Consider the following 21,207-nt stretch of genomic DNA (forward strand, 5'->3'; position numbering starts at 1 on the left):
CGATGTGCACGGCCGGGGATCGATGACCGTCTCGTTGTGCGCCGTGCTGATGTACCTGTTGAAAAGCCCTGTGGGGGCCGCCGAATTCGGCGGCCCCCACAGGGCTGAGGCACGAAATCGCTGTGAGAGCGGCAGATCAGACGGTGGCGCCGGCCAGCGCCTCGCTCGCCTCCACGGCCTGGCCCACGCCGGCCACGATGGCCGCCGCCCGCAGGGCCTCGAAGATCACCTCGCGCGAGACACCGGCCTCGCGCAGGGTGTGCTCGTGGGCTTCCAGGCAGTGCTGGCAGCCGTTGATCGAGGACACCGCGAACGACCAGAGTTCGAAATCGTTCTTGTCCACGCCGGGCGAACCGATGATCTGCATCCGTAGCCCGGCCCGCAGATCGTCGTACTTCCCGTCCAGGAAGCCCTTGCCTCGGTAGAACACATTGTTCATACCCATGATCGAGGCGGCACCCAAAGCGGCGTTGTAGGCCTCCGCGGACAGGGTGTCGGCCGCTTCCTCCGCGATCTCGCGCAGCGTGGTGGCCGAACGGGTGGCGGCCGCGGTGGCGAGCAGGGTGCCCCACAGCTGCTGCTCGTTGAGCACGGTGGTACGCGCAAGCGAGGACAGGTTGAGCTTCAGATCCTTGGCGTACTCGGGCAGCGAGTTCTTCAGAGTGTCGACGCTCACTGTGTTACCTCGTCTCTCAGACGCTCGCCGACAGCAGTTCGCCGGCGTCGATGGTGGGATCGCCCTTCTTCCAGTTGCAGGCGCACAGTTCGTCGGACTGCAGCGCGTCCAGCACCCGCAGCACCTCGTCGACATTGCGGCCCACGGAACCGGCGGTCACCGACACGAACTGGATCTCGTTGTTCGGGTCGACGATGAAGGTGGCGCGGTCGGCCACACCGTCGGCGTTGAGCACACCGGTCGCGGCGGCGAGTTCACGCTTGAGGTCCGACAGCATCGGGAACGGCAGGGTCTTCAGGTCCTCGTGCTGGGCCCGCCACTGGAAATGCACGAACTCGTTGTCCACCGAGGCGCCGAGCACCTGGGCGTCGCGATCGGCGAACTCGTCGTTCAGCTTGCCGAAGGCGGCGATCTCGGTGGGGCAGACGAAGGTGAAATCCTTCGGCCAGAAGAAGACGATCCGCCACTTGCCGGCGTAGTCGGCGCTGGTGACCCGGGTGAAATAGTCGTCGGGCTGCTGCGCGTTGACCTTCGACAGGTCACCGCCGATCACCGCGGTGAGGTCGTAGGCGGGGAACTGGTCGCCGATGGTCAACAGGGGCATTGTCGAACTCCTTGTCGTATCGAGTGGCCGGGCGGATCTCGCCGGCGGGTGAGCATTCTGTGTCGATCTTGCCAATGAACCCGCAAAAGGCAAAAGTGATAGGTCGCACTACACTGATAGGAATGCCCGATCAGTCTTATCAGCCAACCCTGTCGCAGCTGCGTGCCTTCGTCGCCGTCGCCGAACATCGGCATTTCGGTGCGGCCGCCACGAGCCTCGATGTGAGCCAACCCACGCTTTCGCAGGCGCTGGCCGCGCTGGAAAACGGTCTCGGATTGCAGCTGATCGAGCGCAGTACCCGCCGGGTCCTGGTGACCGAGGCCGGCCGGCGGCTGCTCCCGCAGGCCATCGCCACACTGGATGCCGCCGACCGATTCCTGTCCGCCGCGAACGGCGATACGCTCGGCGGTGTCCTGCGGATGGGCATCATTCCGACGGTCGCACCGTATCTTCTGCCCGCATTGCTGCCGACCCTGCGTCGCCGCCTGCCTGCGCTGACACCACGGATCGTCGAGGACAGAACGGCGCGCCTCCTCGACGAGCTGCGCACCGGCAGTCTGGACGTCGCGGTGCTCGCCCTCCCCGCCGATGTCCCCGGCGTGGTGGAGATACCGCTGTACACGGAGGACTTCGTCGTGGTGGTGCCGGCGGGTCACGAGCTGGCGGGTCGCACCGATCTCGCCCCGGCGGCGCTGGACGCCCTGCCGATCCTGCTCCTCGACGAGGGCCACTGCCTACGCGCCCAGACCCTGGAACTGTGCCGTTCTGCGGAGATCCGCCCGGGTGCGGCGGGGGATACCCGGGCGGCATCGCTGTCGACGGTGGTGCAATGCGTGGCGGGCGGGCTCGGGGTGACCCTGATCCCGGAGATGGCGGTAGCGGCCGAAACCGGCCGCGGCGCCCTGGATATCGTGCGGTTCGCGGCGCCCGCCCCCGGTCGCACACTCGGCTTGGTGTACCGCGCGTCCACCGCCCGCGCCGACGATTACGCCTACCTTGCCGAAGTCATTCGCACTCAGCAGCCGATCTGAAAACGACCGGCGACGCCCGGGCAGGGAGCTGGGCCGCGGACGGTCCGATGGCCCGCGAGTCCGGTGCCCGGAGCGGTCTTCGTGTCCGCGCCCGTATGACCGGTTGTCCACCGAAGCTGGTGGCGGCGAGCTCGTTTCCGCTCGCCGGGGATATTTCCGATCGTTGTCCCGGCCGCTTGTGGATGGGGGCTCATCGGCGGGACTGTGGTGATGTTCGACTCCGCCGGGCCTGTTCCGCAGCGGGCGCGGTGGTCGATATCGACGCCGACCGACCCTGCGGCGAATCCTGCGGGGTGGGACGCGCGGCTGTGGGTCTGCCGATGCCCCGGCCCGCAACCCCGAGCGGGGTTGCGGGCCGGGCGGTGATCCGGGCGGCGAAAACGGATCACAGGTGGTGGCGACGCCTCGCTCAGGCGAGTGCGGCGGCCACTGGCTTACGGTTCAGAACTGCCGCGATCGACGCCACCAGGCCGGCCACGGCGACCGCGGTGACCAGGTACAGGCCGGGCCGGTACCCGGCGATACCGTTGCCGGTGGCACCGCTGATCAGACCGGTCGCGATGGCCAGTACCACCGCGCCGCCGATCTGGAACGAGGTCTGTACCAGGCCGGAGGCCAGGCCCTGTTCGTGGTCGGCGATACCTTCGGTGGCCTGCACCATCACGGCCGAGAAACCCAGTGCGAAACCGAGTCCCAGCAGCAGGAACGCGGGCAGGTAGTCGAGGGCGTAGACCGGCTCGGGGTTACCGCCGCGGGTCAGGAACCAGGCATAGCCGGCCACGAAGGAGGAGAGTGCGGCCAGGATCATCGGGGTGGTGCCGAAGCGGTCGATGAGCTTGCCCGCGAGCGGCGAGAGAACGGCCACGATGATGCCGGTCGGAGCCATGGCGAGTGCCATCTGCAGCGGTTCCCAGTGCAGTGTGTTCTGCAGGTACAGCGAGACGATGGTCTGGAAGCTGAGGTAGGAGCCGAAGATCGCCAGGGCGGCCAGGTTCGCGCGCACGATCGACTTCACCTTGAAGATGCTCAGGCGCACCAGTGGGTGACCGACGCGGTTCTCGACCACGAAGAAGCTGCCCAGCAGGCCGACCGCCAGGACGGTGGTCGCGATGACAGTGGCGGTGAAACCGGTCTCCGGGGCCGTGACGATGGTGTAGATCGCGGCGAGCGTGCCACCGGTGAGTAGTGCGGCGCCGGCGAAATCGATCCGGCCCTCTTCCTTTTCGGTATTGCGCGGCACCACGAGGTAGGCGGCGAGCACGACTCCCGCGACCACGACGACGGGCAGATAGAAGGTCAGCCGCCAGTCGATACCGGTGAGCAGACCGGAGACGATGAGTCCGGAGGCGTATCCGGTGGCGCCGAAGATCGCGAAGATCGACAGTGCGCGGTTGCGGTCGGGGCCTTCCTTGAACGTGGTGGTGATGATCGACAGCGCGGCCGGGGCGGTGAACGCGGCGGCGACACCCTTGACGATCCGGGTGGCGATCAGTAGCCAGCCTTCGTCCACGAGCCCGCCCACCAGTGAGGCGATACCGAAGACGACCAGGGCGGTCAGGAAGACCTGCCGGCGGCCGAGGAGATCGGCGGCGCGACCGCCGAGGAGCAGTAGGCCGCCGTAACCCAGGATGTAGCCGTTCACGATCCACTGCAGTGCGGAGGTGTCGAGGCCCAGTTCCTGGCCGATGGAGGGGAGCGCCACGCCGACCATGGAGACGTCGAGGGCATCGAGGAACATGGCGAGGCCGGCGACCAGCAGGATCGCCCACAGATGGGGGCTCCAGCGGCCGGGGGTGGACGCGGGGGATGTCTCTGCCGGGGTGAGGTTCTGCGGCGAGGTTGCAGTCAGGGTCACGACGGCAAACTTAGATGCGAGGACATTAAATGTCAACGCATGTAATGTTGGAGCATATAATGACTTGACATGATAATCTCGGGTCATGTACCACGACACCGACAAAGATGTCTGCGCGAAGTGGTCCGAGACGCTCCGCCTCTACCACGGCACGTCCTGCGAGCTGGAGAACGCGCTACAGGCACGGCATCAGCTCGGGCTCAGCGAGTTCGAACTCCTGCAGGTCCTCGGCGGACGCTGCGGCGCGGAGAAGACCGAAAAGGTCAAGATGAAGGACATCGAAGCGGAGATGTACCTCAGCCAGAGCGCCCTCTCGCGGACCGTGACGCGGCTCGAGAAGGCAGGCCTGCTGGAACGCGCGGCCTGTGATTTCGACCGGCGCGCCAACTTCCTGAAACTCACCCCGGCGGGCCGGACGCGGCTCGACGACGCCAAGCCGACTCATCTGGAAGTGCTGCGTAAACACCTGGGCTGACGGTGCCGGAGCCGGGCCCGGCAGCGCCGGATCCGGCGAACACCGGCCGAATGCCGGTGCCGACGACACCATCCACCACGGTGGGCGCGAAACTCCGAGTTCGACCCGACACGATGCCGGAGGTGGGGCGGTGCGCCGCAATGGAAGCACGGCTACGGCACCAACCGCAATTGCGAACGCAACACGTGGCGGCCCCGTCGGATACGGTGCCCCGATCCGACATCGCGCTGTGCGCCACCGGACGCCGCGGCCGACCGGGGTGCCCGGCCGCCGTACCGTGTGGTGACGGTGTCTACCGCCGAGTCCGAGCCGAGGAGGAAATCCGATGAACGCCCACACCCCGGAAGGGCGCGTTCCGAGCAAATGGGAGGAGCTCGTTGCCGCCGACCCGCAGCATTCGCAGTGGTACGTGCAGCGATTCCGCGACCTGGCCGCCGAAGGCCAGGATATTTTCGGAGAGGCACGGCTGATCGACGCGATGCTCGGCCGCGGGGGCCGGGTACTCGATGCAGGATGCGGTCCCGGCCGGCTGGGCGGATTCCTGCACAATGCCGGGCATACGGTGGTGGGTGTGGATGTGGATCCGGTGCTGATCGCCGCCGCCGAAGCCGACTATCCCGGTCCGGACTGGCTCGTCGGTGATCTCGCCGAACTCGACCTCCCGGCGCGCGGTGTCCCCGCCGATTTCGAGGTGATCGTCTGTGCGGGCAATGTGGTGACGTTCCTGGCGCCGGCCACCCGCCCGGCCGTGCTCGCCGGTTTCGCGCGGCATCTGGCCCCCGGCGGCCGCCTGGTGGTCGGCTTCGGCGCGGGCCGCGATTACGATTTCGCGCAGTTCCGTGCCGACGCCGCCGAGCAGGGCTTCCACGAAGACCTGCTGCTCTCGACCTGGGATCTGCGCCCGTTCACCGCCGAATCCGATTTCCTGGTGGCCGTACTGTCGCACTAGCGCGAGACCTCCACGTTCGGAAATCTACGACGTTTCGAGCGCCGAAAGGTAGGCCGCGGCAGCCGGACCGGGTTTTCGCGGGCCCCACACCACGTACTCGACCCGGCGCGGCGGATTCCGCAGGGTGGCGGTCCGCAGATCGGGAAAGGCCGCCACGATGGACTCGGGCAGCAGGCCGATACACAGATTGCGCCGGATCAATTCGACGAAATAGTCCACTGCGACCACTTCGAACGCCACTTCACGGTGCACCCCGGCGGCGGTGAAGGCCTGCTCCGTCTGTGCCCGCCCGGGAGAACCGGCGGGGAAATCCACGAACAGTTCCGTGCTGAACCGCTCTGTGCCGACATCGCGTTCCCCGGCCAGCGGGTGGGTGGGGTGGACCACGGCGACCAATTCGCCGCGGGCGAGTGCGCGCGCTGTGACACCACGCGGTTCGGTACCGTCCGGAAGGCCGAGGAACGCGATATCCAGCCGGCCCTGGCGGACATCGTCGACGAGGTGGTCGCTCATCCCCACCTGCAGACTGATCTGTACCCGGGGGTGGCGGGTGCGGAAATCCTGCAGTGTCCCCAGCAGATCGACGGCGCCGACACTGGGGATCGCGCCGATGGCGAGCCGGCCGCGGATCTCACCGGATACCGCGGTGACCTCCGCGCGTGCCCGATCGGCGGCTTCCAGGGCTTGCCGGGCCGCGGGGAGGAACGCCGCGCCGGCCGGGGTGAGTTCGACGCGGCGACTGGTGCGTTCGAACAGTTTCGCGCCCAGTTCCCGTTCGAGTCGCGCGATCTGGTGACTCAGTGCCGACTGCACCACCAGGCATTGCCGGGCTGCCCGGGTGAAATTCTTCGTCTCCGCCACCGCCACGATGTAGCGCATCTGCTGCAGTTCCATGGAACCATCGTGAATCATGATTGTTGTGGTGACAAACATGTGTTGGACTCATTGATCGCGCGGCCGCAGGGTTGAGTCATGAGCATGACGACAGCGGCCCGGCCGCATCCCGGAGTCGACCCGTCCGAAGCCCGCGGCCTGTCCCGCGGACTGCTGCTGCTGATGTCGGTGGCGACCGGCCTGATCGTGGCGGGCAACTATTTCGCGCAACCCCTGCTGGACGCCATCCGCGGCAACTTCGGCCTGAGTACGAGCACCGCGGCGCTGATCGTCACGGCCGCCCAGGCGGGTTACGCGCTCGGCTTGTTCCTGCTGCTGCCGTTGGCCGACCTGTTCGAGCGGCGGCGTCTTGCGGTGACCCTCTTCGGCGCGACCGCGTTCTTCCTGCTGGCCTGCGGTATCGCCGGCAACGGGGTGGTGCTACTGGCCGCGACCGCACTGGCGGCGTTCACCTCGGTTGCGGCGCAGGTACTGGTGACCTTCGCCGTGGCGTTGAGCACGCCCGAGCGGCGTGGGCGGGTGGTCGGCACCGTGATGAGCGGTCTGCTGGTCGGCGGCCTGCTGGCCCGGACCGTCGCGGGGTTGCTGAGTGAAGTCGGTGGCTGGCGCACCGTCTACTGGGTCGGTGCGGCCGCCCTGGCGGTGGTGACCGCCGCCCTGTGGCGGTCGCTACCCGCGGTGCATGCACCGGTGGGGCTGTCGTATCCGGCGTTGCTGCGGTCCACGGCGGGGCTGCTGCGCACGAATTCCGTCCTGCGCCGGCGGGCCGGGCTCGGCGCCTTGTCGATGGCGTCGTTCACGCTGTTCTGGACCGGTGTGACATTCCTGCTCGCCGGCCCGGACTATCGGTGGTCCGAGGCAACGATCGGGTTGTTCGGGCTGGTCGGGATCGCCGGCACCGTGGCGACGCCGCTCTCGGGACGCCTGGCCGACCGCGGGCAGGTGCACCGCGTGGCGGGCGCCGGCGCGGTCCTGCTGGTGGTGGCCTGGCTCCTCCTCGCGGCCGGCGCGAGCTCTCTACCGGCCCTGATCGCCGGCGCGATCGTGCTCACCGTGGGCCAGCAGGCGCTGCTCAACAGCAACCAGAACGTGCTGTACGGGCTCGCCCCCGAACTCCGTAACCGGCTGAATTCCGCCTTCATGACGGCCTTCTTCCTCGGCGGGGCGGCCGGGTCGGCGCTCACCGCCATCGCGTGGAACCGGGCCGGATGGCTCGGTGTCGGCGTGGCCGGGGGCGTGCTGGCGACCGCCACGGTCCTGCTGTGGGCCGCCGACCGGACGCTCGACCGGGCAACTCGAGAATAGTAACCGCCGTTCGTATCACTGCTGATCAGAGAAGGAAAATCTATGCGTATCACCATTTTCGGCGCAGCCGGACAGGCCGGCAGTCACACGGTCGCCGAAGCGCTGGACCGCGGCCATCGGGTCACCGCGGTACTGCGCACCCCGGATCGGGCACGGGAGATACCGCGCGCCGCGGAGGTCCGCATCGGCGATGCCGCGAACCCCGAGGATGTCGCCGATCTCGCCGACGGCCAGGATCTCGTGATCAGCGCGACCCGTCCGGCCGCAGGCCGGGAAAGCGAGTTGATCACCACCGCCACCGGCCTCACGGCCGCCACCGCGCGTACCGGAACGCGATTGCTGCTCGTGGGCGGTGCGGCCACGCTGACCGTGCCCGGCACCGGTGGGGTGACGGTGATGGACGAACCGGGATTCCCCGAATCTCTGCACGCCATCGCCCGTGCCTGCGCCGATCAGCTCGCGGTGTGCCGCGCTGCCACCGGCACCGACTGGACCTACCTGAGCCCACCCGCGCAATTGCATAACGGTGCCCGCACCGGACGTTATCGGCTGGGCCGGGATGCGCTGGTGGTCGATCGGCACGGGCGGTCGGCACTGTCCTACGCCGACCTCGCGGTGGTGCTGCTCGACGAAGCCGAACGATCCGCGCATCGCGGGATGCGGTTCACCGCCGCCTACTGATTCTGTTCCGCGGCGCAGAGGCCGGTGCGCGACCTGGTGGTGGCACCGGCACAGTTGGGCCAAGGCCCCTTTCGCGTCACCTGCGGTGGAGGCGCGGGAGAAACCCTATGCTGGGGAGCACGGTCCGGCGGATGTCGAGGGGCGCTGATGTCGACGATGGTGATGACCGGCGGCACGTCCGGGTTCGGTGCCATTGCGGCCGGCCGCCTCCGATGTCCGGGCGATACTCGCCTGCTGCTGGGCGCGCGGCGGCACAGGAATGCGGCGGGTCGCTACCGCTGGACCTGACCGAACTGGAATCCGTGCGCGCGTTCGCCGCCGCGGTCCGCCAGGAACTGGCCGGGACTCCGATCGACGCGCTGATACTGAACGCCGGCGTAGTGTTTCCCGACGCCGCCCGCCGGACCACCGACGGCTACGAGACCACCTTCGCAGTCAACCACCTCGCGCACTACCGCGTCCGATCCGGAAACGGCGCGAACACTCTGGCGTGACAGTGCGGCGCTGGCAGGGCTACCGTCCTGATGCCCCCCAGTGTCGAGACCGCCCCGGTCGGTGCGGGGGAGGTGAAGGGTGGCGCACCGAGCACGCCCCCGGATGCCCAGTGCATCCCTTGGCAATCCGCGTCTTCCGGAGAAGGCTGTGGTCGAGGGGCCCGGTCCCGCGATGCCATGGCGAAGGACGGAACGAACGGGCTTCCTCGTGAACTACGCGGCGGCGCTGATGATAGACACATGCGGTGCATGACGGGATTCAGCTGGTGGATATCGGGCCCGGCCACGTGGAGCTGTCGGATCGCCGGACGGAACACCGCTGGCCGGTGGAGGTAGCGGCGTACCGGTTGGCAGCGAGGCCGGTGACGCGAGCGCAGTATGCGGCGATCGCCGGGGACGACACCGGGGCAGAGGCGGGGGACGAGCCGGTCGACAGTGTGTCGTGGGATGACGCGGTGCGATTCTGTAACCGCTTGTCGGAGCAGGAAGGCCTGATCTCCGTCTACCGCCGGGACGGGGAGAACACGGAAATGGCGGTCTCGGCGGACGGGTACCGTCTGCCTACCGAAGCCGAATGGGAATATGCCTGCCGGGCAGGCACCGCCGGCCCTCGCTACGGCGAACTCGACGAGATCGCCTGGTATCGCGGTAATTCCGGCGGCTCAGCGCAACCCGTCGGCCGGAAGCAGCCCAACGCGTGGGGACTGTACGACATGCTCGGAAACGTCTGGGAATGGTGCTGGGATTTCTATGATCCCGCTGTCTACGGCGAATACCGGGTGTTGCGCGGCGGCGGCTGGTTCGACGAACACTGGAGTTGCCGGGCCTCGGTGCGGCGGCGCAGCCACCCGACACTGCGCCTCGACGATATCGGGTTCCGGATCGCCCGTTCGGACTAGAGTGCGCCGCGTGCGGCGAGTACCTCGAAGGCGGCGTCGGCGCTGCGCCACAGGACATCGATCTCCGCCCGGACCGCCGGCGCGGCCGCCGGATCCTGCAGGGCCAGACCGTTACCGAAGATCACCACATTGGCGCCCGCATCGGCCAGGCGCAGCAAGGGGCCGGTTGCCGCACCGGCACCGAGGACGGCGTCGAGTCCCTCGCCCACGAAATAGAACCGCCACAGCGGCCCCAGATCGCCGCCGTAGACGGCCTTCGTGAGATCGACGATGAGGAAACCGTGCTGCGCGATCGCGTCGACGATCGTGAAATGGTCGCGCGCCTGAGCCGGTGTCGCCCGCGTCGCGGCGACGGAATAGGCGAGGTCGACGGTGAGATGTGCGTTGTAACCCGCCATCGCGACCCGTGCCGGGGACAGTTCGCACTGCCGGGTGAGCGCGAAGTAGTGGGCCCACTGCGGCTCGGCCGGTGCGCCGGTGAATTCGGCGTGCAGGTTGCCCAGGAACCTGGCCAGCAGATCGAGGCTGATGCGGTGTGCCCACTCGGGGTCGTCGAACGCGCGGGGGTTGCGCTGCAACGGCATGACAGCGGCCCGCTCCACGGCGTCGAGTCCCAGCGCCAGCAGACCCCGCCGGTCCCGATGGGCCACCAGGATCTCGGTGATCCGCCGATGCTGGGCCACCGCACGTTCGAGGCGGGCCAGGGACGGGCCGGTGTTCTCGTCGAGCAGCTCGGAAGTATCGGACAGTTCGACGATTTCGGCGACGGCGGTGGGCGCCAGCGCTGCGCCACAAGCACTTGCGTCGACGACGGCCTCGGCGCGCGGCGGGACCACCAGACCGGCCACGGCGAATACGAAGATCAACGCGGTGATGCCGGGACGACGTCGGTGGCCGGGGTTTGCGCTGGTAATGGTCACACCACCTTCATTCGACGAACACACGGGCGTGCACGATTGCGTGGGAGAACCGGTCGAACGAACCGGCGCGGAGGGTCCGCCGGACGCGGCTACACCTTAGCTTCGGACACCGGAGGAATGTTTCCGCCACGCGGTCCGGGATCACGCATAGGGGGCCGCGCACTTCTCACCGGCGTCCTCGGCTATACCGTCGCCACGGCCCACGCCGACCGGACCGCCGTCGAATCCGGCACCCACTCACACCTACGCCGAATCCGCCTCCCGTCGCCTCCACCGCCGCTCTGGGCGGAGACGAGTTCGGCCGCCGGGACCGGCACGCGAGTGCGCCTCCCCGGTACTTCTGAAACGACGGCTCCAGGTGGGGTGCGCGCGAGAGCGAGGACGATCTCGGTGGCCGCGTCGATCACGCGGTCGCGTGGTACCGGGAGGCGGCCGTCGATCCAGTGGACGTAGCACGCGACCAATGCGCCGCTGAGTGCGGTCGGTGAAGCTCTCGTAGCAGGCCTGATGCCGGCATCGAAGGTCCCGGCGCTGCTGCAACGGATCGGTTGTGACGAGCGGTCTACGCTAAAAGCCCTTCGACCGCAGGAAATCCGCCACTGTGACCACCGTGTGCGGGTTACGCGGTCCTTCCACCAGCGCGGCGTAGGGCAAGGCGAGGATATTGCCCGCGCGGACGGCCGTGGTACCCGCCATCAGCGGGTGCGTGCGGAGTTGCTCGATCTTCGCCTGCACCGAGTTCTCCGGGCCTGCACCGTAGTCGACGATCAGGATCACCTGCGGATCCCGTTGCGCTGCCGCCTCCCACGACGCACTGGTCCAGGAATCGTTCAGATCGTCGAAGATATTGCGCCCGCCCGCCTCCCGGATGATCTGCGACGGCGCCGCGGTCCGGCCGGAGGTGAACGGTTCGGGGGTTGCGCTGTCGAACAGGAACACCCGAGCCGGTTCCCGCCCGGCGGGAGCGCTGCCGGCGGCCTTCGCGACCTGGTCGCGATACTGCGCAATGAGCTGATCGGCCTTCGCGCGCACACCGAAGATATCCCCGAGATTGGCCAGATCTGCGTAGAGCGCATCCAGCGGTTCCATCACGCCGCGGCGATCCGTTCCGGGTTGCCGGCATGCCTCGGTCAACTGGTACGGGACCGCACCGATCGAACGCACCCACTCCGGGGTGAGACCGGTGGACTCCTTGAACCCGTAGTTCCACCCGGCGAAGACGAAATCGGGATCGGCCGCCTGGACCACCTCGCGGGTGAACGCGTAGCCGAGCAGCGGTGTGCGCTCGAATTCGGCCTGCCACGGTGAGGAGGCGATATCCCGCTCCTTTCCGGGATAGCTGCTGTGGCCTACCAGCCGGTCGGCCAATCCGAGCGCGAACATCATCTCGGTGATCCCGGTGTCGTTGGTGACGACCCGCTCGGGGACGCCCGGGACCGTCAGCGGCGCACCGCAGTTGGTGACCGTGACCGGCGTGCCGGTCGCGGCCTGTGCGGGCCGCTGCACCTCGGCGCCGCACGCCGTCGAAACGACCGCGGCCGCCACGGCCGATGCCACCAGCAATCGGGGAGACCTCATCTAACAGTCCTTCTCGTCGAAGATGATCTGCGGAACACCCAGCCGGGGATGGCTGACGATATGACCGCCGATCGAGAACCAGCGGGCAATCACCTCCGCGGTGATCACCTCGTGCGGTGTGCCCGCGCAGGCGATCCGGCCGCCGTGCAGGACGAAGAGCCGATCGCAGTATTGGGCGGCCAGATTGAGATCGTGCAGGGCCGCGACCACCGTGATCCCCAGCTCTCGCGCCGCGGACAGCACGCTGTACTGGTGGTGCACGTCGAGGTGATTGGTCGGTTCGTCCAATACCAGCACCCGCGGCTGCTGAGCCAGGGCCCGGGCGATCAGGACGCGCTGGCGTTCCCCGCCCGACAGTGACAGGAAACCGCGGTCGGCGAGGTGGGCGATATCGGCCGTCGCCATCGCCGCCGCGCAGATCTCGTCGTCGCGCCGAGGGGTGCCGCGCAGCAGTGCCGTATGCGGTAGCCGCCCGGTGGCGACGACCTCGGCGGCGGTGAAATCGAACGGTGTGGTGGTGTCCTGGGTCAGCGCCGCCACCTGGCGGGCGTTCGCGCGCATACCGAGCGCTGCGATATCCGTGCCGTCCACCAGGACCCGCCCGGAACCGGGGGACAGCGCGCGGTACAGACACCGCAGCAGGGTGGATTTACCGCTGCCGTTCGGTCCCACGATGCCGATGAACTGCCCGGCGTCGGCGGCCAGAGTCACCTCCTCGAGGATTGTCGTACCGTCGATTTCCACGGTGACATCGTCGTAGTCGACACGCATCAGGCGCCCCCGGCCAGTGCGCCGCGGCGCCGCATCAGCAGCACGAACACGGGGACGCCCACCGCCGCGGTCACGGCGCCCAGCGGTAATTCCTGCGGCGGCAGGAGAATACGGGCCACGAGGTCGGCAGTCACCAGGAATACCGCGCCCAGTAGCGGGGTCACCAGCATCAGCCGCCGATGGTCGGCGCCGACCAGTAGCCGGGCGACATGCGGTACCACCAGACCGACGAAACCGATGGCCCCGCAGACCGCGACGAAACAGCCCGTCATCGCGGCGGAGACCACGAACAGCAGCAGGCGGAACCGGGCAGCGTTCAGGCCGAGAGCGGCGCTGACCTCATCGCCCATCGACAGGGCATTCAGGTGCCGGGCGAACGCCGCGATGATCGCCAGGCCCACCACGGCGACGGTGACCACCAGCGGAACCATCTGCCAGGTCGCCCCGGCCAGACTGCCGAGCAACCAGAACATCACCGAACGGGCGGCATCGCCGTGCGGTGCCATGAATACCAGCACCGTTGTCGCCGCAGAAAAACCGTAGCCGACGGCGGTACCTGTGAGCACCAGCCGCAACGGCACCAGCCCGGCACTCGACCGGGCCATCAGGTAGACGAGGACAGTGGCGCCGAACGCTCCGGCGAATGCCGCGGACGACAGTGCGTAGACCCCCAGCGCGCCGAAGGCGCCGAAAAGCACGACCGCGGTGGCGCCCACCGAGGCACCCGACGAAATACCCAGTACATACGGATCGGCGAGGGCGTTGCGCACCATGGCCTGCACCAGTAACCCGACCGCACCGAGCCCCGCGCCGACCGCGGCCGCCAGCACGACCCGCGGCAACCGGGAGTCGACGACGATCCGGTACTCGGCGATATCCGCCGCCACGACGACACCGCCGGTGAGTTCGGCCCACAGGAAACCGAGGACGGCCCGCCACGGGATATGCACCGCGCCGAGCATCAATCCCAGTAGGGCGACGATCACCAATGCCACCGTGAGACCGGTAAGCAGCATCGCCACCGGAAGCCGTCGCAGCCCATGCGAATTCATCGAGCCGGAACCGGCCACCCGTCCCCGATATGACCGTGTGCAGGCATACGTGCGCGACGAAGACCCATATCTTGTCAACCGCTCCCTCGGAGTCGACACCGGCCACACCGGCGGTATGGCCACGCGGGCAGGTCTTCGGACTCGTGGACGTGCTCCCGGATACCGGGATTGCCTACTGGCGGTCGCTTCCCAGGCGCAAGGCCCAGTGCTGATGACCGCGGTCGTTTCCACTCACCGCTGCGGGGCAGTTCCGGATTCCCACCGGATTCCCTCTTACGAACCACTCGTCGTCGACGGGCGGTAACCAGCGCGCGGTCACGGTAACACCCCGGATTTGCCCGCCGGGCATTCCGTGCGGGAATGTGCATCACCTCACTCGGCCGGCGCCGCGTACCGACGAGCGAGCGGGCTTCGGCGGACCGATTCGAGGGGTTGGCGGCCGGACGTCCGGAGGGCGTTTTGGTCCCGCGGCCCTTCGTGCGCTACGGTTGTCGATGCAACGCGGGGTGGAGCAGTTCGGTAGCTCGCTGGGCTCATAACCCAGAGGTCGCAGGTTCAAATCCTGTCCCCGCTACTGAAGGGTCCGGCCGGACGGTACAACACCATCCGGCCGGACCCGATTTTTCGTTTCATCACCTCGAGGATCATGCCGCGGCGGCATGATCCTGAGCCCGGTGAGCCGCATCGGCTGCGACCGGAATACGACGCCGGTCGGCGGTCAGGTCAGCGGACGAGTTCCGGCGATATCGTATTCGGACACCACTGCCCCGGCGATCTCCGCATTCTGCTCGGCGCTTGTGCCGGAGCCGCGAAATACCTCCACCGATTCCTGGGAGTCCCAGCGTTCGAAGATATTGATCCGGCCGGGATCGGTGAGGTCGGCACCGATCGCGAAATCGAGGCAGCCCGGCGCGGCCCGGGCCTGCGTGATCACGGTGACGCAGCCGGCGAGATACGCCTCGCGGGCGTCCGGTGCGACGAGAAGGTGTCCGGCGACGATGACCATCTACTTCGCTCCTGTTCGGTCGATTCACCGATAGAGACCGAACCGGGCAGCCCGATTCATCGGTGCGTGCTCGGCATCCGATGCCGCACACCGAACGCATGGTCAACCGGGCTGTGGGCGCGATCCGGGCACCGGCGGACGCTCGCGGCGGAACAGCGCGGGACCGCGGACTGGAGCCTGTCGGGTGCTCCGGGATCCGGCGCTGGTCGCGCAACCGGACTCCCGGAGCGTACGGCGCTGTGGGAAGGGCTCAGGCCCGCGACCCGAACCGTTCCAGGACTGCGCTGGCCTCCTGGGAGGCGGTGCCCCCGTCGGCGAGATGCGCCATGGTGTCCGCAATGGTGCGGCCGTGATGCGCCATGGCCTGGGCGTAGAGCCGACCGGCGCGGTAGGAGGAACGCACCAGCGGACCGGCCATCACACCGGCGAAACCGATCTTCTCGGCGACCTTCGAATGCTCCACGAATTCTTCGGGTTTCACCCAGCGATCCACCGGGTGATGCCGCGGCGAGGGGCGCAGGTACTGGGTGATGGTGAGAATATCGCAGCCGGCTTCGTGCAGGTCGCGCATGGCCTGGGTGACTTCCTCGGGGGTCTCGCCCATACCGAGGATCAGGTTGGATTTGGTGACCAGGCCTTCGGCGCGGGCCGCGGTGAGCACCGCGAGCGAGCGTTCGTAGCGGAATGCCGGCCGGATCCGTTTGAAGACGCGGGGCACGGTTTCCAGGTTGTGCGCCAGCACCTCCGGACGTGTGGAGAACACCTCGGCGAGCTGGTCGGGTTTCGCGTTGAAATCCGGGATCAGCAGTTCCACACCGGTGTTCGGGTTGAGCTGCTTGATGGCGCGCACGGTTTCGGCGTACAGCCACGCGCCGCCATCGTCGAGATCGTCGCGGGCGACACCGGTGATGGTGGAGTAGCGCAGGCCCATGGCCTGGACGCTCTCGGCGACCCGGCGCGGTTCGTCGCGGTCGAGCGGGGACGGTTTACCGGTGTCGATCTGGCAGAAATCGCAGCGCCGGGTGCACTGTTCGCCGCCGATGAGGAAGGTGGCCTCGCGGTCCTCCCAGCATTCGAAGATATTGGGGCAGCCCGCTTCCTCGCACACGGTGTGCAGGCCTTCCCGTTTCACCAGGCCCTTGAGCTCGGTGTATTCGGGACCCATGGTGGCGCGGGTGCGGATCCAGCCGGGTTTGCGCTCGATCGGGGTCTCGGCGTTGCGGGCCTCGATACGCAGCAGTTTACGGCCGGCAGGGGCTTGGGCGGAGGTCATGCGGTGGGACCTTTCGAATCGCTTGCCGCGGTGGCGGCGGCGGGCTCCGCGGCGGCCGGGGTGGGGGCCTGCGGAATATCGTGCTCGGTAACGGGAAGCTCACCGTTGAGTGCGGCCGGTATCGCGGCGGCCAGCCGCGGACGGACCTCGGCGACGGTGACCGTGCGGCCGAGTTCCTGGCTGAGACCGGTGGACCCCACATCCCGGATACCGCAGGGAATGATGGCGCCGAAAGCACCGAGATCGGGATCGCAGTTCAGCGAGATCCCGTGCAGGGTGACACCGCGCTGCACCCGGATCCCGATGGAGGCGATCTTGCGTTCGGGCAACAGACCGGACGCGGCGAGCCATACACCGGAGCGCCCGGGCACCCGCCCGCATTCCACACCGGCATCGGTGACCACCTGGATCAGCGCCTGCTCCAGCCGCCGGACGTAATCGACGACGTCGATCGGCTCGGCGAGCCGGATGATGGGATAGCCCACCAGCTGTCCGGGCCCGTGCCAGGTGATCTTGCCGCCGCGGTCGACATCGATCACGGGGCTGCCGTCGGCGGGGCGGTCGGCTTCCTCGGTGCGGCGGCCCGCGGTGTAGACGGACGGGTGTTCCAGCAACAACAGGGTGTCGGTGCCGCGGCCGTCGGCGCGCTCGGCGGCGAGTTCACGTTGCAGATCCCAGGCCTGCTGATACTCGATGAGCCCCAGGTCGCGCACGTCGACGGGGGTGCTGTCGTAGCGTGCCGACCGGGTTGCGGTACGGGTGTTGTTCACGATCACGACGTTACGCTCATCTCCAGTGTGAGCTGCATCAGTGTCAGGTCCATCCAGCGGCCGAATTTGCGGCCCACTTCGGGCAGCCGGCCTACGGTGCGGAAACCGAACCGTTCGTGCAGCGCGATGGAGGCGGTGTTGCGGGATTCGATCACCGCGATCATGGCGTGGATATCGTTGCCGGCCCGGGCGCGCTCGATCAGTTCGGCCAGCAGGGCCGCGCCGATACCGCGCCGCTGGAAGTGGTCGGCGATATAGATGGAGTTCTCGGCGGTGTGCCGGTAACCGGATTTGGGCCGCCACGGGCCGTAACTGGCGTAACCGGCGAGCTCACCGTCGACCTCGGCCACCACGATCGGCCGGCCGTGCGCGGTGCGGTTGTCGAACCAGGCCTGCCGGTCGGCCAGATCGACGGGTTCGTCGTCCCAGATGGCGGTGGTTTCGGCGATCGCCCGATTGTGGATCTCCAGGATCGCGGGCAGGTCACTGATCCGCGCATCGCGGACCAGGGTGGCGGTGGCGGGGTTCACCGGCCCACCGCGGCGGTGAGTGCCGCGCCGACCGTGGGGTGGCGGAATTCGTAACCGGTCGCCTCGAGCACGCCCGGAAGCGCGCGGGGGCTGTGCAGGATCGCCTCGTCGGCGAATTCGCCGACTACCAGTTTGAGGGCGAAGCCCGGGACCAGCAGGGGGGTCGGCCGATGCAGGGCCCGGCCCAGGGCGCGGGTGAATTCGGCATTCGTGACCGGTGCGGGGCCCACCGCGTTGAGCGGACCCCGGACCGACGGGGTGGTGAGCGCGTGCCGGATCGCGCCGATCTCGTCGTCGAGGGAGATCCACGGCTGATACTGCCGGCCGTTGCCGAGCCGGCCGCCCAGACCGAACAGGAACAGGGCCTTCAATTGCGGCAGCATCCCGCCGGTGCCGGCGAGTACGACCCCGCTGCGCAGCAAGACCGTGCGGGCACCCGCCTCGGTGGCCGCGTGGGTGGCGGCCTCCCAATCCACGCACAGCGTGGGCAGGAAACCGGTACCGGGCGCACCGTTTTCGTCGACCGCGCGGGCGCCGGTGTCACCGTAGTAATGCACACCGCTGGCGTTCACCAGCGTCGGTACACCCGCCCGCGCGACGGCCGTAGCCAGCACATCGGTGGGGGTGATACGGCTGTCGCGGAGTTCCTGTTTGTACGCACCGGACCAGCGTTTACCGCCGATCCCGGCGCCGCACAGGTTCACCACAGCGTCCGCACCGTCGAAAACGGCGGGGTCGAGTTCGCCACCGGCGGGATCCCAGCGGCGTTCGTCGGGAGCGGCAGCCGGGCGCCGGACCAACCGGAGCACCTGCTCCCCGTCGCGGCGTAGTGCCGCGACGAGAGCAGTGCCGATCAGCCCGGACGAACCGGCCACCACAACCAGCATCTACGTGACCTTACAGGCCGAGATCGGCCTCGAACGCCGCCTCTTCGAGGCGGTGCCGGATGGTGGTGAGGAACCGTCCGGCGTCCGCGCCGTCGATCAGGCGATGATCGTAGGTCAGCGGCAGATAGCACATCGAGCGGACGCCGATGAATTCGCTACCGGAATCGTCGGTGACCACGGTAGGCCGCTTGACGATCGCGCCGGTGCCGAGCATCGCCGACTGCGGCGGCACCAGGATCGGGGTGTCGAACAGCGCGCCCTGGCTGCCGATATTGGTGATGGTGAAGGTGCCACCGGCCAGCTCGTCCGGCTTCAGGCCGCCGGTGCGGGCCCGGTTGGCGATATCGGCGATAGCGCGTGCCAGCCCGGCCAGCGAGAGGTCGCTGGCATTGTGGATCACCGGCGAGAGCAGGCCCTGCTCGGTGTCCACGGCGATCCCGAGATGCACCGATGCGTGGTAGGTGATCTCCTTGCTGTTCGCGTCGTAGCTGGCGTTGATGTTCGGGTGCGCCCCGAGTGCCTCCACCACGGCCTTCGCGAAGAACGGCAGGAAGGTCAGGTTCACGCCCTCGCGCTTGGCGAACTCGGCCTTGGCCTTCGACCGCAGGGTCGCGATCTTGGTGACATCGGCCTCGTGCACCTGGGTGAGCTGCGCGGTGGTCTGCAGCGATTCCAGGGTCTTGGTCGCGGTGATCTGCCGGATCCGGTTGGCCTTCTGCGTGGTACCGCGAAGCGCCGCCAGCGCGGGGCTGGGCGCGGGCGCGGCCGGAGTCTTCGCCGTGGGGGCGGCAGCCGGTGCCGGGGCGGCGGGCGCCTTCCCGGCTTCGGCGGCGGCGAGCACATCCTGCTTGCGGATCCGCCCGCCGACACCGGAACCGGTGACAGTGGACAGGTCGACGCCGTTCTCCTCGGCCAGTTTGCGGACCAGCGGGGTCACGTACGGGGTGGCGCCGTTACCGGACGAAGTGGGGGCCTGCGCTGCGGGCGCAGGTGCCGGAGCAGGGGCAGGTGCCGGAGCGGGCGCAGGTGCCGGAGCAGGGGCAGGTGCCGGAGCAGGGGCAGGTGCCGGAGCAGGGGCAGCGGCGGGGGCCGGCGCGGGCTCGGGCGCCGGGGCCGGCTCGGGAGCCGGAGCCGGAGCGGGCTCGGGCGCCGAACTCGCGGCGGGTGCGCCGGAGCCGATCACGCCGAGCTGACCGCCGACCTCCACGACATCGTCTTCGTTCGCGGTGATCTCGAGCAGGGTGCCCGCCACGGGCGAGGGGATCTCGGTATCGACCTTGTCGGTCGAGACCTCGAGCAGCGGTTCGTCGACCGCGACCTCGTCACCGATCGCCTTGAGCCACCGGGTCACGGTGCCCTCGGTGACCGATTCGCCGAGTTCCGGCATCTTCACCGGGGTCCCGGAGGCCGAACCGGACGCCGCCGCGGGCTGCGCAGCCGGCGCGGGCTCCGGTGCGGGCGCGGCTTCCTGCGCGGGCGCGGGGGCAGGCTCGGGTTCGGCGGCAGCCGGCTCCGGAGCCGGTGCGGGGGCGGCGGATTCGCCGGCCTCACCGATAACACCCAGTTCGCCGCCCACCTCGACGACGTCGTCTTCCTGCGCAACGATCTTCGTCAACACACCCGCCGCGGGGGACGGGATCTCGGTGTCGACCTTATCGGTGGAGACCTCGAGCAGCGGCTCGTCGACCTCGACCGTGTCTCCTTCCTGTTTCAGCCACCGTGTCACCGTTCCCTCGGTAACGCTCTCACCAAGAGCGGGCATCTGGACGGAGAAGGCCATGTCCGTTGACTCCTCTAACTGCTCGACGGGTCTACAACAGTTCGTTCCGGTGGATCCCGTCGCGGGTCGCGACAGTGTTCCAGCCGACGTTCATTCTGCGCGGCGCCGGAGATCCGTGTGGTTGTTGTTCCGGGAACCATCCTTGCACCCGCCGCCGCGCGCGGTTACCGGAGGGCATCCCATTCTGCGATCCGGCACCATGGAATCACCGCCCTGTACGGCGGGTTCGAGTAGCGAGCAGGAGGTCGGCCGCAGTGGGCTTACTCGATCGTTTCCGTCGCGTCGCAGCTGGGCGTGGCCGTGTTTCCCGTGGCCGCTCGCCCGAGGCCGCGTATCTGGCGGACTGGGTGCGCACACATACCGGAGTGGAGGGGTTCGTAGAACCGAAGACGACTGTGACCGATGTCACCGTGGTGCTCGTTGCCGCGGATGGGGAGTGGACCCGGCGGATCGTCGGCGAACGCGGCGCCCGGCGACTCGCCCGCGATCTGAGGATCCCGGTATACGACGTCGGCAAGACCGGCTATCCGCAACGGATGCGCGACTACGACGCCCGCCGCCGGATCGAACGCAAACACGCGCTCGAACGCGAACTCGGCGAGGACTGATCAGCGCGTCCCCCAGCGGTACGGCCGGCACCGGCCGGTACGACCATGGGCGGCGGGGCCTACTCCCGGCGAACGGCCACCCGCTATCGGTCGCCGCCGTGGCATCCCGGCGGGCGCGAACCGAAGAGTCGTCCATGAGTGCCCTGCCCGTGGTGACATGGGTGCGGAT

Annotated in this window: 22 protein-coding genes, 1 tRNA gene and 1 riboswitch; of the genes, 9 read left to right on the forward strand and 14 right to left on the reverse strand. The window is 68.5% G+C overall.

The window, feature by feature from the left end; translation table 11 throughout:
* Nucleotides 1–136: 136 nt before the first annotated feature.
* Both ahpD and NFL01S_RS24070 read right to left on the reverse strand, forming a co-directional pair.
* Nucleotides 137–676 carry an alkylhydroperoxidase, AhpD family gene (gene ahpD / locus NFL01S_RS24065; RefSeq protein WP_062978589.1) on the reverse strand — a complete coding sequence of 180 codons (540 nt, stop codon included), beginning with the start codon at nucleotides 674–676 and terminating at the stop codon, nucleotides 137–139.
* 16 nt (nucleotides 677–692) lie between these two features.
* Entirely contained in the window at nucleotides 693–1,280 is a 588-nt protein-coding gene (locus tag NFL01S_RS24070) for a peroxiredoxin (RefSeq protein WP_062978590.1), read from the reverse strand.
* A 122-nt stretch (nucleotides 1,281–1,402) separates the two neighbouring features.
* Here NFL01S_RS24070 and NFL01S_RS24075 point away from each other — a divergent pair, with 122 nt between their 5' ends.
* Nucleotides 1,403–2,311, forward strand: coding sequence for a hydrogen peroxide-inducible genes activator (locus NFL01S_RS24075; RefSeq protein WP_062978591.1), 909 nt, complete (start codon nucleotides 1,403–1,405; stop codon nucleotides 2,309–2,311).
* 409 nt (nucleotides 2,312–2,720) lie between these two features.
* On the opposite strand, the gene NFL01S_RS24080 is transcribed toward NFL01S_RS24075, so the two are convergent.
* A complete protein-coding gene (locus tag NFL01S_RS24080) occupies nucleotides 2,721–4,166 on the reverse strand; it encodes an MFS transporter (protein WP_062978592.1) in 1,446 nt (481 codons plus the stop codon).
* A gap of 85 nt (nucleotides 4,167–4,251) precedes the next feature.
* Here NFL01S_RS24080 and NFL01S_RS24085 point away from each other — a divergent pair, with 85 nt between their 5' ends.
* Both NFL01S_RS24085 and NFL01S_RS24090 read left to right on the forward strand, forming a co-directional pair.
* Nucleotides 4,252–4,641, forward strand: a complete 390-nt coding sequence (locus NFL01S_RS24085; protein WP_062978593.1) for a MarR family winged helix-turn-helix transcriptional regulator — start codon at nucleotides 4,252–4,254, stop codon at nucleotides 4,639–4,641.
* A gap of 325 nt (nucleotides 4,642–4,966) precedes the next feature.
* Nucleotides 4,967–5,590 (forward strand): class I SAM-dependent methyltransferase, encoded by a 624-nt coding sequence (locus NFL01S_RS24090; RefSeq protein WP_062978594.1) that lies wholly within the window; start codon nucleotides 4,967–4,969, stop codon nucleotides 5,588–5,590.
* Between the two features lie 24 nt (nucleotides 5,591–5,614).
* Here NFL01S_RS24090 and NFL01S_RS24095 read toward each other — a convergent pair whose 3' ends face one another.
* The gene (locus NFL01S_RS24095; protein WP_062978595.1) at nucleotides 5,615–6,484 is read right to left on the reverse strand and encodes a LysR family transcriptional regulator; all 870 of its coding nucleotides are present in this window, start codon (nucleotides 6,482–6,484) and stop codon (nucleotides 5,615–5,617) included.
* A gap of 78 nt (nucleotides 6,485–6,562) precedes the next feature.
* Between NFL01S_RS24095 and NFL01S_RS24100 the strand changes: the two genes are divergently transcribed.
* The 4 genes from NFL01S_RS24100 (at nucleotide 6,563) to NFL01S_RS24115 (ending at nucleotide 9,863) form a co-directional block, all read left to right on the forward strand.
* Nucleotides 6,563–7,789 (forward strand): MFS transporter, encoded by a 1,227-nt coding sequence (locus tag NFL01S_RS24100; protein WP_157116884.1) that lies wholly within the window; start codon nucleotides 6,563–6,565, stop codon nucleotides 7,787–7,789.
* A gap of 42 nt (nucleotides 7,790–7,831) precedes the next feature.
* The gene (locus tag NFL01S_RS24105; RefSeq protein WP_062978596.1) at nucleotides 7,832–8,470 is read left to right on the forward strand and encodes an NAD(P)-dependent oxidoreductase; all 639 of its coding nucleotides are present in this window, start codon (nucleotides 7,832–7,834) and stop codon (nucleotides 8,468–8,470) included.
* 212 nt (nucleotides 8,471–8,682) lie between these two features.
* Complete coding sequence (locus NFL01S_RS24110; protein WP_062978597.1) at nucleotides 8,683–8,964, forward strand: Rossmann-fold NAD(P)-binding domain-containing protein; 282 nt, start codon at nucleotides 8,683–8,685, stop codon at nucleotides 8,962–8,964.
* Between the two features lie 263 nt (nucleotides 8,965–9,227).
* Nucleotides 9,228–9,863 (forward strand): formylglycine-generating enzyme family protein, encoded by a 636-nt coding sequence (locus tag NFL01S_RS24115; RefSeq protein ID WP_084493222.1) that lies wholly within the window; start codon nucleotides 9,228–9,230, stop codon nucleotides 9,861–9,863.
* Here NFL01S_RS24115 and NFL01S_RS24120 read toward each other — a convergent pair.
* The 4 genes from NFL01S_RS24120 to NFL01S_RS24135 form a co-directional block, all read right to left on the reverse strand.
* Nucleotides 9,860–10,783, reverse strand: a complete 924-nt coding sequence (locus NFL01S_RS24120; RefSeq protein ID WP_307615807.1) for a DUF5995 family protein — start codon at nucleotides 10,781–10,783, stop codon at nucleotides 9,860–9,862. The two genes, NFL01S_RS24115 and NFL01S_RS24120, sit on opposite strands and share 4 nt — an antisense overlap.
* 567 nt (nucleotides 10,784–11,350) lie before the next feature.
* Nucleotides 11,351–12,361 (reverse strand): ABC transporter substrate-binding protein, encoded by a 1,011-nt coding sequence (locus NFL01S_RS24125; RefSeq protein ID WP_062978599.1) that lies wholly within the window; start codon nucleotides 12,359–12,361, stop codon nucleotides 11,351–11,353.
* Nucleotides 12,362–13,132 (reverse strand): ABC transporter ATP-binding protein, encoded by a 771-nt coding sequence (locus NFL01S_RS24130; RefSeq protein ID WP_062978600.1) that lies wholly within the window; start codon nucleotides 13,130–13,132, stop codon nucleotides 12,362–12,364.
* Nucleotides 13,132–14,184, reverse strand: a complete 1,053-nt coding sequence (locus NFL01S_RS24135) for a FecCD family ABC transporter permease (protein WP_062978774.1) — start codon at nucleotides 14,182–14,184, stop codon at nucleotides 13,132–13,134. Before NFL01S_RS24135 ends, NFL01S_RS24130 begins: the two co-directional genes overlap by 1 nt.
* A 109-nt stretch (nucleotides 14,185–14,293) precedes the next feature.
* Nucleotides 14,294–14,508: riboswitch (cobalamin riboswitch) on the reverse strand.
* Nucleotides 14,509–14,684: 176 nt separating this feature from the next.
* Here NFL01S_RS24135 and NFL01S_RS24140 point away from each other — a divergent pair.
* Nucleotides 14,685–14,758, forward strand: a tRNA-Met gene (locus NFL01S_RS24140).
* Between the two features lie 144 nt (nucleotides 14,759–14,902).
* On the opposite strand, the gene NFL01S_RS24145 is transcribed toward NFL01S_RS24140, so the two are convergent.
* The 6 genes from NFL01S_RS24145 to sucB all read right to left on the reverse strand — a co-directional run bounded on the left by NFL01S_RS24145 (nucleotide 14,903) and on the right by sucB (nucleotide 20,430).
* On the reverse strand, nucleotides 14,903–15,190 hold the full coding sequence (locus NFL01S_RS24145) for a putative quinol monooxygenase (protein ID WP_062978601.1): 288 nt from the start codon (nucleotides 15,188–15,190) through the stop codon (nucleotides 14,903–14,905).
* A gap of 250 nt (nucleotides 15,191–15,440) precedes the next feature.
* On the reverse strand, nucleotides 15,441–16,463 hold the full coding sequence (lipA, locus tag NFL01S_RS24150; RefSeq protein ID WP_062978602.1) for a lipoyl synthase: 1,023 nt from the start codon (nucleotides 16,461–16,463) through the stop codon (nucleotides 15,441–15,443).
* A complete protein-coding gene (gene lipB / locus NFL01S_RS24155; RefSeq protein ID WP_062978775.1) occupies nucleotides 16,460–17,233 on the reverse strand; it encodes a lipoyl(octanoyl) transferase LipB in 774 nt (257 codons plus the stop codon). Before lipB ends, lipA begins: the two co-directional genes overlap by 4 nt.
* A gap of 2 nt (nucleotides 17,234–17,235) precedes the next feature.
* Complete coding sequence (locus NFL01S_RS24160; RefSeq protein ID WP_245670853.1) at nucleotides 17,236–17,763, reverse strand: GNAT family N-acetyltransferase; 528 nt, start codon at nucleotides 17,761–17,763, stop codon at nucleotides 17,236–17,238.
* Complete coding sequence (locus tag NFL01S_RS24165; protein WP_062978603.1) at nucleotides 17,760–18,650, reverse strand: TIGR01777 family oxidoreductase; 891 nt, start codon at nucleotides 18,648–18,650, stop codon at nucleotides 17,760–17,762. The genes NFL01S_RS24160 and NFL01S_RS24165 overlap by 4 nt, the downstream gene beginning before the upstream one ends.
* Before the next feature lie 10 nt (nucleotides 18,651–18,660).
* Entirely contained in the window at nucleotides 18,661–20,430 is a 1,770-nt protein-coding gene (sucB, locus tag NFL01S_RS24170) for a 2-oxoglutarate dehydrogenase, E2 component, dihydrolipoamide succinyltransferase (protein WP_062978604.1), read from the reverse strand.
* A 254-nt stretch (nucleotides 20,431–20,684) separates the two neighbouring features.
* On the opposite strand from sucB, the gene NFL01S_RS24175 reads away from it, so the two are divergent.
* Nucleotides 20,685–21,038 (forward strand): hypothetical protein, encoded by a 354-nt coding sequence (locus NFL01S_RS24175; protein WP_062978605.1) that lies wholly within the window; start codon nucleotides 20,685–20,687, stop codon nucleotides 21,036–21,038.
* Nucleotides 21,039–21,207: the final 169 nt, after the last annotated feature.

This window comes from Nocardia flavorosea NBRC 108225, from assembly GCF_001613385.1.
Taxonomy (GTDB): Bacteria; Actinomycetota; Actinomycetes; order Mycobacteriales; family Mycobacteriaceae; genus Nocardia; species Nocardia flavorosea.